10 protein-coding genes and 2 tRNA genes are annotated in these 15497 nt (G+C 59.2%); 7 read left to right on the top strand and 5 right to left on the bottom strand.

The genetic code is table 11. The features are described 5' to 3' along the window. Positions 1-2 precede the first annotated feature (2 nt). The 4 genes from ACVVH8_RS02845 to ACVVH8_RS02860 form a co-directional block, all read right to left on the bottom strand. Positions 3-1568, bottom strand: a complete 1566-nt coding sequence (locus tag ACVVH8_RS02845) for an ABC transporter permease subunit (protein ID WP_315446772.1) — start codon at positions 1566-1568, stop codon at positions 3-5. After that, on the bottom strand, positions 1568-2578 hold the full coding sequence (locus ACVVH8_RS02850; RefSeq protein ID WP_103304667.1) for an extracellular solute-binding protein: 1011 nt from the start codon (positions 2576-2578) through the stop codon (positions 1568-1570). Before ACVVH8_RS02850 ends, ACVVH8_RS02845 begins: the two co-directional genes overlap by 1 nt. A gap of 330 nt (positions 2579-2908) precedes the next feature. Then, positions 2909-2995 (bottom strand) — tRNA-Leu (locus tag ACVVH8_RS02855). 181 nt (positions 2996-3176) lie between these two features. Beyond that, positions 3177-3263 (bottom strand) — tRNA-Leu (locus ACVVH8_RS02860). 226 nt (positions 3264-3489) lie between these two features. Between ACVVH8_RS02860 and rnr the strand changes: the two genes are divergently transcribed. From rnr to dnaB, 7 genes are all read left to right on the top strand, one after another. After that, on the top strand, positions 3490-6120 hold the full coding sequence (gene rnr, locus ACVVH8_RS02865; protein WP_475228380.1) for a ribonuclease R: 2631 nt from the start codon (positions 3490-3492) through the stop codon (positions 6118-6120). Next, a complete protein-coding gene (gene rlmB / locus ACVVH8_RS02870; RefSeq protein WP_103304669.1) occupies positions 6117-6881 on the top strand; it encodes a 23S rRNA (guanosine(2251)-2'-O)-methyltransferase RlmB in 765 nt (254 codons plus the stop codon). Before rnr ends, rlmB begins: the two co-directional genes overlap by 4 nt. Before the next feature lie 307 nt (positions 6882-7188). Beyond that, a complete protein-coding gene (rpsF, locus tag ACVVH8_RS02875; RefSeq protein WP_103304671.1) occupies positions 7189-7611 on the top strand; it encodes a 30S ribosomal protein S6 in 423 nt (140 codons plus the stop codon). 29 nt (positions 7612-7640) lie between these two features. Further along, positions 7641-7871, top strand: a complete 231-nt coding sequence (gene rpsR / locus ACVVH8_RS02880) for a 30S ribosomal protein S18 (RefSeq protein WP_002551829.1) — start codon at positions 7641-7643, stop codon at positions 7869-7871. 36 nt (positions 7872-7907) lie between these two features. Further along, positions 7908-8801 carry a hypothetical protein gene (locus ACVVH8_RS02885; protein WP_007915845.1) on the top strand — a complete coding sequence of 298 codons (894 nt, stop codon included), beginning with the start codon at positions 7908-7910 and terminating at the stop codon, positions 8799-8801. A 19-nt stretch (positions 8802-8820) separates the two neighbouring features. Continuing rightward, positions 8821-9267, top strand: coding sequence for a 50S ribosomal protein L9 (rplI, locus tag ACVVH8_RS02890; RefSeq protein ID WP_003186385.1), 447 nt, complete (start codon positions 8821-8823; stop codon positions 9265-9267). A 121-nt stretch (positions 9268-9388) separates the two neighbouring features. Further along, positions 9389-10786, top strand: a complete 1398-nt coding sequence (gene dnaB / locus ACVVH8_RS02895) for a replicative DNA helicase (RefSeq protein WP_007915846.1) — start codon at positions 9389-9391, stop codon at positions 10784-10786. 43 nt (positions 10787-10829) lie between these two features. Here the strand turns inward: dnaB and ACVVH8_RS02900 are convergent, their stop codons facing one another. Next, positions 10830-15476, bottom strand: coding sequence for an NEL-type E3 ubiquitin ligase domain-containing protein (locus ACVVH8_RS02900; protein WP_475228383.1), 4647 nt, complete (start codon positions 15474-15476; stop codon positions 10830-10832). Positions 15477-15497: the final 21 nt, after the last annotated feature.

Raw genomic sequence — 15497 nt, forward strand, 5'->3', positions numbered from 1 at the left:
TGTCAGCGGCTCAGATACATCCGGGTCGTCAGTAAATAAACCGGTAGCCCGGATACCAAAATCAACAACGCCGCATAAGGCGCCGCTGCTGCGAATTCGACATTCGCGGTATGCGCCCAGACCTCGGTCGCCAGGGTGTTGAGCCCGGTCGGACTCAGCAGCAAAGTCGCGGTCAGTTCCTTCATCGCATCCAGAAACACCAGCGCAAACGCCGCGCCCAAGGCCGGGAAGATGATCGGCAGCGTCACCCGGCAAAATGCCGTGAATGATGAAGCGCCCAGCGTACGCGCCGCTTCTTCCAGCTGCGGTGCAGCCTTGTTCAGCGCGGTACGAATCGGCGCTTGAGCCAGTGGCAGAAACAGCAGCGCATAAGCGATCAGCAGCAGCCCGGATGTCTGATACAGCGCCGGCACGTAGTGCAGGGCGAAATAAACCAGCGTCAGCGCAATCACCAGGCCCGGCAGTGCATGCAGCAGATACGGCAGGCGCTCGGCCCAGATCGCCAGTTGGCCTTTGTATCGCACCACCAGCAATCCGACCGGCACCGCCAGTACCAGGCACAACGCCGCGCCACCCAGCGAGAGTGCCAGCGACGACAGCAGTGCTTCGGTAATCGCCGCGACCGGGAAGGCTGCCGAAGATCCCACCGCAAGCCAGTACGCCAGCATCCCCAGCGGAATCCCGCTGCCGACAATCGCCAGCATCAGGCAATACAACTGACCGACAGCGGCCCACCGTCCCAGTCGAACCTGCTCGGCCTGGCGCGCCGCACCTTGCCCGGTGCGCACATGCCGGCCTTTGCCGCGTACGCGCAATTCGAGCCATAGCAGCACCAGACATAGCGCCAGCAACACCGCAGACAGCATCGCCGCGTTGGCGTTACTGAATTCCAGTTCGAACTGCTGATAGATCGCGGTAGTGAAAGTTTGCAGGCCGATGATCGACAGTGCGCCGAACTCCACCAGCATGTGCAGGGCAATCAGCAGCGAGCCGGCCAGCAACGACGGCCAGAGCAGCGGCAGGGTGACGCGGAAAAACACGCCCCAGCGGTTTTGGCCCAGCGTGCGGGCGGATTCTTCAAGGGAGGGATCAAGATTGCGCAGGGTCGCTGCAACCGGCAAAAAGATCAGCGGATATTTCGACAGGCTCATCACCAGAATCGCTCCGCCGAGTCCTTCGAACTGCGCGCTCAAGGAGACCCAGGTGAAGCTGCTGACGAACGCCGGCACCGCGAACGGCAGACACAGGATCACACCCCACAGGCGTCGCCCGGGCAAATTACTGCGCTCCAGCAACCACGCCAGCGACAGGCCGATCACACCGCAGGTCAGCGTCACGCCCACCATCAGTGCCAAGGTGTTGCGCAGCAGGCCGAACACATATGGGCGCCACAGCAAGTGCAGCGCCTCGGCCCAGCCCGCCTGCCAGGCTTTCAGGCCAACGTAGGCCAGCGGCAACAGGCTCAGCACCACCAGTAACAGTACCGGCAGCACCAGCCAGATCGACGGGCGCTTGCGCCGTGGCACGTAACCCCCGCGCGCGGCGGGGGCGGATAACGATGCGGTCATCAGTTCAAGCCAACTTCACGTTCCAGATCCAGCGCTTCTTCAGCATTGCCCAGATCGGCAGGAGTGACGTTCGGCGCTTCCAGTTCGCTGAACGGCTTGAGGCCGCGATCAGATTCCATACCTTTGTGCAGCGGATATTCGGCGGTGGTCTGGGTGATCACGCGCTGGCCTTCTTCGCTGGCCATGTAGGCAAGAAATTGCTGGGCTTCTTTTGGATGTTTGCTGGATTTCAGCACGGCTGCGCTGGATACGGTGATCAAGCCGCCGACGTCACCGCCGGTGAAGTAATGCAGCTTCGAATCAAGTTTGCCTTTCTCACGCTGCAGGGCGAACCAGTAGTAGTTGTTCACCAGAACGGTGGCGACTTCGCCGTTTTCCACGGCTTTGAGCGCAACCATGTTGTTGCTGTAGGTCTTGCCGAATGCGCGCAGGCCGGTCAGCCATTCTTCGGCGGCATCACGACCGTGCAGCTTGATGATCGCCACGGCCTGTTCCTGGAACGCGCCGCTGGTGGGTACGAAGCCGACTTTGCCCTGCCACTTCGGATCGGAGAATTCCATTACCGATTTCGGCAGGTCTTTTTCATCGACCAGTTTCGGGTTGTAAGCGACCACTCGAACCCGCGCGGTGACGCCGATCCAAGTGCCATTGCCGGCAACATATGTCTTTGGCAGAACCGCCAGAGTGGCGTCATCGGTCTTGGCCAGCAGGCCGAGTTCGCCGAGATTGTTCAGTGGTGGCGATTCTTCGGTGTAGATCACGTCGGCAGGAGAGCGGTCGCCTTCTTCGATGACCTGGCTGGCGAGTTGATTGCTGCTGCCTTTGCGCACATTGACGTGAATGCCGGTCTTGGCTTCGAAGGCTTTGGCGATCGCGTCGCCGACTTCCTTGTGCTGGCCGTTGTAGAGAGTCAGGGAAACCGCATCGGCAGCCTGGGTGAGGGGAGTGGCGAGCGCCAGGCCGAGGAGGGTGAAGGTCAGGCTTCGGCGCAGGGTATTTCGAAACGTCATTCGCAGGGTTCCTCACTGTCGCATTGCAAAAACTTGCAACAATGATAAACGATATTGTTTCTCAAGTGCGCCTTGCGATGGAAGGGCGAGTTTGCTAGATGGCTGGAAAAACCATTGTGGCGAGGGAGCTTGCTCCCGCTCGGCTGCGAAGCAGTCGTTAGATTTGTGAGTGAGGATTAATTGAATGAAAGCGAGGGTCGCTTCGCACCCCAGCGGGAGCAAGCTCCCTCGTCACAGGGGATTGTGGTGGGTTTTTCTGAGAGCCAGAAACGCAAAAACCCGCTTTCGCGGGTTTTTGGGAAACTCAACGTCGTAACCTTGAGTTTGAATTGGTGCCCAGAAGAAGACTCGAACTTCCACGACCGTAAGGTCACCAGCACCTGAAGCTGGCGTGTCTACCAATTTCACCATCTGGGCAATCATCGCTAGCGTTGCCGCTGTTGATGTGGCGCACTATACGGAGCGCTTTTTGATCTGTAAACCCCTGATTTAATTTTAATAAATCGGTTTTAACAAAAGCGTTCCTTAGAATGCAAAAAACCCGCTTTCGCGGGTTTTTGTGTGAGTCTTGAAACTGATCTAGTCTCAAACTCGAAATTGGTGCCCAGAAGAAGACTCGAACTTCCACGACCGTAAGGTCACCAGCACCTGAAGCTGGCGTGTCTACCAATTTCACCATCTGGGCAGTATCGGCAGCGCTTGTGCGTCGTCGATGGCGCGCACTATACGGAGCGCCTTTTTAACTGTAAACCCCTGCTGTGATATTTTTTGATTTTTTTTACCAGCGGTGTTCAAAACGCCTGCAAAGCGTCGATACAGGCCTTTAGATGGGCCTTATAGAGTCGGAAATTTCCCGTTTGATGGCGCCTATGCCAAACTAACCCGCATATAGACAAGGTGAAAACTCTCTAATGGCCGATTGGCAGTCCCTCGATCCCGAGGCCGCTCGTGAAGCGGAAAAATATGAAAACCCTATTCCTAGCCGCGAACTGATCCTGGCGCATCTCGCCGATCGGGGTTCGCCTGCTGCCCGCGAGCAACTGGTCGAAGAGTTTGGTCTGACCACAGAAGACCAGATCGAAGCCCTGCGCCGCCGCCTGCGCGCCATGGAGCGCGACGCTCAACTGATCTACACCCGCCGTGGCACTTACGCGCCGGTAGACAAGCTCGACCTGATCCTCGGCCGCATCAGTGGTCACCGGGACGGTTTCGGTTTCCTGGTGCCGGACGACGGCAGCGATGACCTGTTCATGAGCCCGGCGCAAATGCGTCTGGTGTTCGATGGTGACCGTGCGTTGGCGCGTGTTTCCGGTCTTGACCGTCGCGGTCGCCGCGAAGGCGTGATCGTAGAGGTGGTGTCGCGTGCTCACGAAACCATCGTCGGTCGCTACTTTGAAGAAGGCGGCATCGGCTTCGTCGTCGCCGACAACCCGAAAATCCAGCAAGAAGTGCTGGTCACTCCGGGCCGCAATGCCAACGCCCAGATCGGTCAGTTCGTCGAGGTGAAGATCACCCACTGGCCGACACCGCGCTTCCAGCCGCAAGGCGACGTGGTCGAAGTGGTCGGCAACTACATGGCGCCGGGCATGGAAATCGATGTCGCGCTGCGTACCTATGATATTCCGCACGTCTGGCCTGAAGCCGTTTTGAAAGAAGCGGCCAAGCTCAAGCCTGAAGTCGAAGAAAAAGACAAAGAGAAGCGCGTCGACCTGCGTCATCTGCCGTTCGTCACCATTGACGGCGAAGATGCCCGCGACTTCGACGATGCGGTTTACTGCGAAGCCAAACCGGGCAAGCTGCGCCTGTTCTCCGGCGGCTGGAAGTTGTACGTGGCGATTGCCGACGTTTCCAGCTACGTCAAGATCGGTTCGGCGCTGGACAACGAGGCGCAAGTGCGCGGCAACTCGGTGTATTTCCCCGAGCGCGTGGTGCCGATGCTGCCTGAGCAATTGTCCAACGGCCTGTGCTCGCTGAACCCGCACGTTGATCGTCTGGCCATGGTTTGCGAGATGACCATCTCCAAGTCCGGCGAAATGACCGACTACTGCTTCTACGAAGCGGTGATCCATTCCCACGCTCGTCTGACCTACAACAAAGTCAGTACGATGCTGGAAACGCCGAAAATCACCGAGGCGCGTCAGCTTCGCGGTGAGTACAACGACGTTCTGCCGCACCTCAAACAGCTTTATGCGCTGTACAAGGTTCTGCTGGCGGCTCGTCACGTACGTGGCGCGATCGATTTCGAAACGCAGGAAACCCGAATCATCTTCGGTACCGAGCGCAAGATTGCCGAAATTCGTCCGACCACCCGTAATGACGCACACAAGCTGATTGAGGAGTGCATGCTGGCGGCCAACGTGGCCACCGCCGAATTCCTCAAGAAGCACGAAATTCCTGCGTTGTACCGCGTCCACGATGGTCCGCCACCGGAGCGTCTGGAAAAACTGCGTGCGTTCCTCGGCGAACTCGGTCTGTCCCTGCACAAAGGCAAGGACGGCCCGTCGCCGAAGGACTATCAGGCACTGCTGGCAAGCATCAAGGATCGTCCGGATTTCCATCTGATCCAGACCGTGATGCTGCGCTCGCTGAGTCAAGCGGTGTACAGCGCTGACAATCAGGGCCACTTCGGCCTGAATTATGAAGCCTACACTCACTTCACCTCGCCGATCCGTCGTTACCCGGACCTGCTCACGCACCGCGCGATCCGCAGCGTGATCCATTCGAAACAGGACACCCCGCACGTTCGCCGTGCCGGTGCGATGACCATTCCGAAGGCGCGTATCTATCCGTACGACGAAGCGGCCCTTGAGCAACTCGGCGAGCAATGCTCGATGAGCGAGCGCCGTGCCGACGAAGCGACCCGCGACGTGGTGAACTGGCTCAAGTGCGAGTTCATGAAGGATCGCGTGGGCGAGTCGTTCCCGGGCGTGATCACTGCGGTGACCGGTTTTGGTCTGTTCGTCGAGCTGACCGATATCTACGTCGAAGGTCTGGTGCATGTCACCGCGCTGCCGGGCGACTACTACCACTTCGATCCTGTGCATCACCGCCTGGCGGGCGAGCGCACCGGTCGCAGCTTCCGTCTCGGCGATACCGTTGAAGTTCGCGTCATGCGCGTTGACCTTGACGAGCGCAAGATCGACTTCGAGATGGCGGAAAAAACCATCAGTGCGCCGATCGGCCGTAAAAAGCGTGGCGCTGAAACTGCTGCTCCAGCGACCAAGGCTGTGGAAGAAAAGGCCCCGGCCAAAACTTCCAGTCGTCGTCCAGCCAAAGAGAAGGCCGTCGAGGCCTATCGCCCAAGCGATGCCGTGGCGAAAAACGCCGAGCTGCGTAAAAGCCGTGAAATGAAGAAAGCACTGCTTTCCGATGCCAAAAGCGGTGGTAAAGCGGCGTCTGCGGGAAAGACCGGACGGTCGGCGCCTGAAAAGGCCGCCGGCGGCAAGCCAGCCAAACCGAGCAAACACCGTAAAGGCCCGCCAAAAGCGGGTTCTGCTCCAGCCAAAAGTGGCGGGGCGCGTAAACCGAAGGCGAAGTCATGAGTCAGTTGGAAAAAATCTACGGCGTTCACGCGGTAGAAGCGTTGCTGCGTCACCATCCGAAGCGCGTCAAGCAGATCTGGCTGGCCGAAAGCCGCAATGATCCGCGCGTGCAGACCCTGATCGAACTGGCCAACGAGAATCGTGTCCAGGTCGGTCAGGCCGAGCGCCGCGAAATGGACGCTTGGGTTGAAGGCGTGCACCAGGGCGTGGTTGCGGACGTCAGTCCGAGCCAGGTCTGGGGTGAGGCAATGCTCGACGAACTGCTCGATCGCACTGAAGGCGCACCGTTGTTGCTGGTGCTCGACGGCGTGACCGATCCGCACAACCTCGGTGCCTGCCTGCGTTCGGCGGATGCTGCCGGTGCGCTGGCAGTGATCGTGCCGAAAGACAAGTCGGCCACGCTGACACCTGTGGTGCGTAAAGTGGCTTGCGGCGCGGCGGAAGTGATTCCGCTGGTTGCCGTGACCAACCTGGCGCGCACCCTGGAAAAGCTTCAGCAGCGCGGTTTGTGGATTGTCGGCACGGCGGGTGAGGCCGAGGTCAGCATTTATGACCAGGACCTGACCGGCCCGACCATTCTGATCATGGGCGCCGAGGGCAAAGGCATGCGTCGCCTGACCCGCGAGCACTGCGACTATCTGGTGAATCTGCCGATGGCGGGTAGCGTCAGCAGTCTTAACGTGTCCGTGGCGACCGGTGTGTGCCTGTTTGAAGCGCAGCGTCAGCGTGGCGCCAAAGCCAAGGCCTCCGCCAAGAAATAAAGCTGCATGCAATCAACTGTGGGAGCGGGCTTGCCCGCGAAAGCGTAGTGTCAGTCGACAATTATGTTGCCTGATGTATCGCATTCGCGAGCAAGCCCGCTCCCACATTGGTTTGTGGTGAAGGCAGGATTGGTGATTGTTCAAATAATCACCAATTGCCTTGCACCTCTCCTGTCCCTTCTCTACAATTGCGCCCCTTGCTGTGACGGCAGGCACGCATGTGCCCCGCGCCGGCAAGTCCATAAGTGTCATTCACTCCTTGTCTGACCGTTTTTGAGCGGCAGGCTACAACCCGTAAGGAGCATTCATGCGTCATTACGAAATCATCTTTTTGGTCCACCCGGATCAAAGCGAGCAAGTCGGCGGCATGGTTGAGCGTTACACCAAGCTGATCGAAGAAGACGGCGGCAAAATCCACCGTCTGGAAGATTGGGGCCGTCGTCAACTGGCCTACGCAATCAACAATGTTCACAAGGCTCACTACGTGATGCTGAACGTTGAGTGCACTGGCAAGGCCCTGGCCGAGCTGGAAGACAACTTCCGCTACAACGATGCAGTGATCCGTAACCTGGTCATCCGTCGCGAAGAAGCCGTTACCGGCCAATCCGAGATGCTCAAGGCTGAAGAAAACCGCAGTGAGCGCCGTGAGCGTCGCGACCGTCCTGAGCACGAAGGCGCCGAAGGCACCGATAGTGATGACAGCGACAACAGCGATAACGCTGACGAGTAATCCACGGACCTTATTAAGGAGCCTATCAAATGGCACGTTTCTTCCGTCGTCGTAAATTCTGCCGCTTCACCGCTGAAGACGTGAAAGAGATCGATTACAAAGATCTCAACACTCTGAAAGCCTACGTATCCGAGACCGGCAAAATCGTTCCAAGCCGCATCACCGGTACCAAAGCTCGTTATCAGCGTCAGCTGGCCACCGCTATCAAGCGCGCCCGCTTCCTGGCCCTGCTGGCCTACACCGACAGCCACGGCCGCTGAGACCGGGCAGTCGACAAGTAGCAAAGGATTGAATGCATGCGTGCCTTAGCTGAGTTCATCATGCGAGGCCGTATGCAGGCCACTCTCGTGGTGGCCGGATGTGCAACATTGCCGTTGTTGTATTGGTTGGGCGCTGCCGCCGGGAGTCTTGTACTGCTGCGGCGCGGATTGACGGACGCCCTCGGCGTTCTGTCCCTGGGACTGCTGCCGGCATTGATCTGGTGGCTGTATGCCGATGACCCACGAGCACTTCTGGTGCTGCTGGGGTCTTCGGGACTTGCGTTGGTTTTGCGCGCAAGTGAATCCTGGGTCCGCACGCTGCTGGTCAGCGTAGTGATTGGAGTGGTGTTTTCAGTGGTGCTCGGGGCAGCGTTTGCGGCCCAGATCGAGATGCTCGCGCAGGCCTTGATAAAGGTCATGCCAGCGCTTCTCGGTGAAACCTACAAGCAATTGTCGGTCGATGAGCAAGCGCGTTTCGCGTCCCTGATTGCGCCAGTCCTGACCGGACTGATTGCGGCGTTGTTGCAGATCGTCAGCGTGCTGAGCCTGATTGTCGGGCGGCATTGGCAGGCGTTGTTGTACAACCCGGGTGGTTTTGGTCGCGAGTTTCGCGCCATCCGGATCCCGCTGGGGCCGGCGATGTTGCTGCTGGCGTTGATGCTTCTGGGCCCGAATCTCGGTGCACAGATGGCCATGTTGACGCCGTTGTGCAGTGTACCGCTGGTGTTCGCCGGTCTGGCCCTGATTCACGGGCTGGTCGGGCAGAAGCGACTGGCCGGTTTCTGGCTGGTGGGGTTGTACGTCACGCTGCTGTTGTTCATGCAGCTGATCTATCCGTTGCTCGTGGTTCTGGCCATTGTCGACAGCCTGATTGATTTTCGCGGTCGTCACGTGTCGAAAGACACCGACAGCGCGAACGGTGAAGGTTAAAAGTTAAGAGGATTTCCACATGCAACTGATCCTTCTGGAAAAAATCGCCAACCTGGGCAACCTGGGCGACAAAGTAAACGTTAAGGCCGGTTACGGCCGTAACTACCTGCTGCCTTTCGGCAAAGCTACCGCTGCAACCGCTGCCAACCTGGCTGCGTTTGAAGAGCGTCGTGCCGAGCTGGAAAAAGCTGCCGCAGACCGTAAAGCATCGGCTGAAAGCCGTGCTGCCCAACTGGCCGAGCTGGAAGTGACCATCACTGCCACCGCTGGCGACGAAGGCAAGCTGTTCGGTTCGATCGGTACTCACGACATCGCTGACGCACTGACCGCCTCCGGCGTTGAAGTTGCGAAAAGCGAAGTTCGTCTGCCGAACGGCACCATCCGCAACGTGGGTGAATTCGACGTGGCTGTGCACCTGCACGCCGAAGTTGAAGCCACCGTACGCGTTGTCGTGGTAGCAGCTTAAGCAACACCTGATCGGCTGGCGGCTTGTCCGTCAGACGGTTAACATCGGGCACGATCCTGTTTACAGGTCGTGCCCTTTGTCTTTCTGAATTCCCTGTTTTTCCAAACAAACACAAGTGGCCATGAACGATATCTCCGCTCCCGAGCAATACGATCTGCAAACCGCTGCCCTGAAGGTGCCGCCGCATTCCATCGAGGCCGAACAGGCTGTTCTCGGTGGTCTGATGCTGGACAACAACGCCTGGGAACGCGTGCTCGATCAAGTCTCCGACGGCGATTTCTATCGACATGACCACCGTCTGATTTTCCGTGCGATCGCCAAACTGGCCGATCAGAACATGCCGATCGACGTCGTGACCCTGTCCGAGCAACTGGACAAGGAAGGTCAGACCTCGCAAGTCGGCGGCCTCGGTTATCTTGGCGAGCTGGCGAAAAACACGCCGTCCGTCGCCAACATCAAGGCCTATGCGCAAATCGTCCGCGAGCGGGCAACCTTGCGCCAACTGATCGGCATCAGCACTGAAATCGCCGACAGCGCCTTCAATCCTGAAGGTCGCACCGCCGCCGAGATTCTCGACGAAGCCGAACGGCAGATCTTCCAGATCGCCGAAGCGCGGCCGAAGACCGGTGGCCCGGTCGGTGTGAACGATTTGCTGACCAAGGCCATCGACCGCATCGACACCCTGTTCAACACCGACAACGCCATCACCGGCCTGTCCACCGGTTACACCGACCTCGACGAGAAGACCAGCGGCCTGCAACCGTCCGACTTGATCATCGTCGCCGGCCGTCCGTCGATGGGTAAAACCACCTTCGCGATGAACCTGGTGGAAAACGCCGTGTTGCGCAGCGAAAAAGCGGTGCTGGTGTACTCGCTCGAGATGCCAGGCGAATCGCTGATCATGCGTATGCTTTCGTCCCTCGGCCGCATCGACCAGACCAAGGTGCGTTCCGGTCAGCTAGAAGACGATGATTGGCCGCGCCTGACTTCGGCGGTCAACCTGCTCAACGACCGCAAGCTGTTCATCGATGACACCGCCGGTATCAGCCCGTCGGAAATGCGTGCACGGACCCGGCGTCTGGTGCGTGAGCACGGCGATGTCGGCCTGATCATGATCGACTACCTGCAACTGATGCAGATTCCGGGCTCCAGCGGTGACAACCGGACCAACGAGATTTCCGAGATCTCGCGATCCCTGAAAGCGCTGGCCAAGGAATTCAACTGCCCGGTGGTGGCGTTGTCGCAGCTCAACCGCTCGCTGGAACAACGTCCCAACAAACGTCCGGTGAACTCCGACCTCCGGGAATCCGGAGCGATCGAGCAGGACGCCGACGTGATCATGTTCGTGTACCGGGACGAGGTGTATCACCCGGAGACTGAGCACAAAGGCATCGCCGAAATCATCATCGGCAAGCAGCGGAACGGCCCGATCGGTTTTATCCGTCTGGCGTTCATCGGTAAGTACACCCGTTTCGAGAACCTTGCGCCGGGCAGCTACAACTTCGACGACGACGAATAATGGCTGGCCGGTATCAACCGGCCAGCCGTCCTCACCCCGCGTGTCATTCAGTTCCGCCGGCTGCCTCCTCGCCGGTGTGGCGCGCGGAATGCTCGTTCAGTTCCTGTCGGGACAACGTGACGATCAGCGCCTCTTCCACTTTCGCCAGCGATGTTTGCAGCGCCTTCGATTGCGCGTCGTAATCGGCGAATGCCAGCGTCCCGGCGGCGTGCGCGTCATCGAGGGTCGCCTGGCGATCCTGAAACGTTTGTTGCTGCACTTCAAATTGCACCCGGTACTTGTGAGTGACAAATTCCTGCCAGAACTGCCTCGACACCAGGGCGTCGAATGCTTCAGGTGAATTGTCCAGTGCGATGACTTTGTCGTACGCCGCATCCAGTTGCGCCTTGGACACCTCGACTAAATTATCGAAACCCATTCGCTCAGGCTGTCCCGGCAGTTGGAGTCGGTCTTTCAAGCGGTGGCGATAGAAAAGCCGGATCTCGACTTCCTCACGGACGTGAGGCGCTACCTGCGCTGCGGCTCCCTGGGGCCTCGACTCGAGGATCCTGGCCTCACGCTGGGCAATGTCCGCCGAGGCGATTTTGTCGACCTCATGCAAACGGAACAACGCTTTGGAAAGTGCAGACAGTTGCGGGCCTTGAGCATGATCTCGAGCTTGGCTGCGCGCATCGTGCACCATCGTCAGGATTTCCAGATTGGTAAACGTGAATGCCGCCCGATCACAACAGGCGGCGTCGCCCGCCCGGTCAAATACCTCTTTGCGCAGGCGTTCGGAATCCGCATTGTTTTCGGTGATGCTGTCGATCAGCTTCCAGACCCGTCGTTGAAGGTCGTGGTGACCGGTCGGAATGTCCAGCAAGCGTTCAAGCGTATCGAACAGACCCTCCGCGCGCGGCTGCTCATGCAGTGTTCGCCACTGGCTTCTTCTGGCTGTTACCTCATCTGTCGTCAGGCCCGATGTCCAGCGTGACATCGGATCATCTGTCGCTGGGCGTACGACGGGGGCATGGCCTCGTGCCGTGTCGATCAGGTTGCGCAGCCCTCTCAGCGGCATCTCGGCCGCTAACAGGCGCTCGTCGTATTGGAACAGCCGGGTTTGGGTTTCGGCGGACAGCGGATTGTTCCTGATGTCAGTCACGTTGTTGATGCGCACCGTATGGGCCATTCGATCGTCTGGCGGGGCGATGACCGCATCCGGAATGTCTGTGATTCGGTTGTTGCTCAGATTGAACGTATCCAGTAATGGCTGATCGGCTATTCCGCTCGGGAAGGTGTCGATCCCGGTGTTGGCCAGATTAACCGAGCGAATGTCGGTCATCTGGCTGAAGTCCGGCGGGATGCCCAGTCGCGGATTTTCGTGCAGCCACAGGGCTCGCAGTGTTGTGCGCTCGGACAGCACGCGGGCGGTGTCGGCGGTCAGGGAAATCTGATTGTTCTGCAGGAAAAGTCGGGTCATCCCGCTCATTTCGCCAACGGCCGGCGGCAGTTCGCGCAGCTCATTTTGTGACAGGTCCAGCCAGCGCACATGGCGGAATCGGGTCAGAAAGCCTTCCGGCGAAGTGCTCAGCGCCATATTGCTCAATCGCAGAGAACCGACATGACTGAAATCGACGTCAATGTCCGGCAAGGTGGGCAGAATCAGGCCACTGAGATCCAGTTCCAGCCCGATGGGCGTGCGGTCATTGGCCAGTCTCTGCGGTGTTTCTCGGCGCCAGCACTTGATAATCCGCTCACTGGCCTTGACCCGGTCCGAGCGGGTCAGTGCGTTGGCCTCCAATTGGAACGCCCGAACGTAACCCCCGCGATTGCCTCCTCCAGAAAATACCCAGGCGTCGAGCTGGGTTTTCAGCACGCCAAACTCCTGTTCGAGGCTGTTGAGTTTCGTCGCCACGGTCCCGCGTTCAAGACCCCAGATGAACTCCCGGCATTCCTTGATGCTTTTGCTCGGAAAGAGCCGTCGGTATCGCTGCGCTCTTGAGTTTTCACTATCAAATGCCGAGGGCTGGGCGGTATCCCACAACTCAGGATGAGCCGCGTTCAGACGTCGCCAGAAACCGTCGAATTTTCTCCAGTACGCTGAGGGAAAGGCATTGCCTTCAAGCAAGGTACCGGCGTTGATCCGAGCGACCAATGGCAATTGCTCAACGGGCGGATCAAGGAGTGCATGCGGTACCTCACGCAGGCGGTTGTTGCGTAGATCCAGGTTGGTCAGCGCGGTCTTGTCCTGCAAGCCGGTAGGCCACTGACTGATTCCCGTATGGCTCAGGCTCAGGGAGGTCAGGCCAGACATGGCGCTGAAGTCAGGCGTCAGTTTGAGCGCCGGGTTATCGGCAAGATTGACCGTTTCCAATTGACTCAACGCGCTGAGTGTTGCTGCACTTTCCTCGTCCAGTTCAATACGGTTCGTGTTCAAGTCGAGGTGCTTGAGTTTGTTCATCTCGTTAATTTTTCCGGGCAATTTTCCAATCCCGGAGTGAGTGATGGACAAGTGCTCCAGATGGGCGAAGTTGGACAGGAACACGTCGGCCGCATCCGACCAGACAATGCTTTTCAGGGTCAGTGAACTAACGTGGCTGAAATCCGCGTTCAGATTCGGGAGTGGTCCGCCCTCCAGGAAAAACAACAGTGAATGCCGGGTAGTGCGTAGCCAGCACGCCTTGATTGACCTCGCGATTCGTTGCACCGACTTTTTTGTTGAGTCATCAGCTGTGGCGCTGCTGTTGTGACTACGAACGTATTCCTCCAGTTGCGTCTCCAGCCGCTCAAGTTCCTGCACGCGTGCGGCCAGCCCGGTTCGCGCGGCGTCGTCCATTTCCAGGACGAAGTCCTTGACCGCTTGCGCATCCTTGTCGGGATGCAGGCGTTGCACCATGACGATGTCGGCGGTGTCGCCGTCCAGTCTGAACGCGCCGCTGCCAGTGTGGGGCGCGAGCTCCGGGTGTGCAGCGGCGACGCGTCGCCAAAACCCTTCCAGCGTTCTCCAGTAACCCGGCGCAAACGCATTGTCTTCAAGCAGCGTGACGCCGTTGATCCGTGCGCGTGCCTGCAACTGATCGGCCGGTGGGTTGAGGATCGTTTCCGGTACTTCACTCAGACGATTCTGGCGCAGATCGACGAGTTCCAGCCCTGTCTGTTGTTCCAGGCCCGTCGGCCACTGGTCGATGCGGGTATTGCTCAGATTGACGACCTTCAACGCTGCCATGGCGCTGAAGTCCGGTGTCTGTCCAAGGGGATTGCCGGACAGGTCGATTCGCTCAAGCCGGGAGAGGGTGCTCAAATTGGTGGCAGCGGGGGCATCCAGCTGAATACGGTTGGAACTCAGGTCCAGCGCCTTCAGGGTTTTCAAGGTGGCGACAGCGTCGGGCAGCTTTTCCAGGGGGGTACGGGTGACGGTCAGGTGCTCCAGCCCCGAAAAACTGCTGAGAAACGTGTCGGCGGTGTCTGACCAGGTAATCTTGTCCAGCTCGAGCGTCCGGACATGGCCGAAGTCCGCTTTGAGCGGCGGCAACGTGGTTCCGTCCGGGGCAGGTAGCAGTTTCAGCGTTGTCCCGGTCTGCTGGCGCCAACAGCGTTTAATCTCCACAACGGCGAGCTCTATCCAGGCTTTGCTGGCGGCCGGCACCGGCGATTGCGTGTGGGTGCGAGACCAGGCCGTCAATTCTTTCTTGAGGGTCTTGTAGTCGGTTTCGCGACGTACCAGACCGCCCGGGACATCGTCCCCCAACGATTGGATAAAGGTCGTGACTTGCTCTTCGCTAAACGACGGGTACAGCTTGCGCGCGCGCGCCGCCGGGCTGTTCAAGCGATTGAGTGCGCTGGTGAAACGCTCCATCAGTGGGCGGTGCGGAGTTTGCCCGGCGCGGTGCATGCCGCCTGCACCCGGGAGATTGACCCCGAGCCAGCCGTCCAGCGGATCGAACACAATGGCTTCCGAGCGGCCCGGGCGTGTCGCGACATATTGGTTGTCGGTGCTGGCGGCGATGGCATCGTCGGCCCGGACAATGCGCATCACCGGCGTCAGGGCCGTGGTGGCTTCAGGATCGTGCAAGGCTTGATAGGCGACCTTTTCAATCACCGCGTAGAGTTTGCCGTCAAACCGGTGCAGGCCATCGTTGCCGGGCTCGACGCCGGTAAAGTCCAGTTCTGTGCGAAAAGCCTGCAAGCGACTGTCGCTCAGCGCAAAAGTGACGGGCGAGTCGTCCAGCTCATACCACAGTTTGCTCTGCGGATCGCGAACCAGCACCGGCCCCGAAGGTTGCAGTTCGCTGCTCAGTCTGGCGCGGTGCTGGCCGGTGTGCGGATCCACTCCGACCGGGACGACGCCAACCTCCGTCACCTCGACATAGCGGCGTCCCTTGAGCGTAATGAAACCATCGGCGTCGGCCAGCGGAAGCGGCGTTGTTGTCGTGATCCGGTAATGTTCCAGTGGTCGCGGCGCAGGTGCGGAGACGATGACGGTGGAGGGAGTCTGGCTGATAGTGACCGGCGCCGGGGTGATGATGTCCAGGTCGGCGTGGGCGGGTGTGCTGACCGCAGGTGTCGGGTGGCGCGGCCTTGTCACGGTCGGAGTATCGAAGTCCAGGTGCGGCAGGATGTCCGGTCGCGGCAGGCGTGGACTGTCTGTCTGCACGGGACGTGTGTGCACCTCGACACTGACGGTGTTTCGAGTGGGTGGTTTTACAGGCATGAAAGTTTCGTCCTTGAATAG

This window comes from Pseudomonas trutticola BRTCR10 (assembly GCF_056155105.1).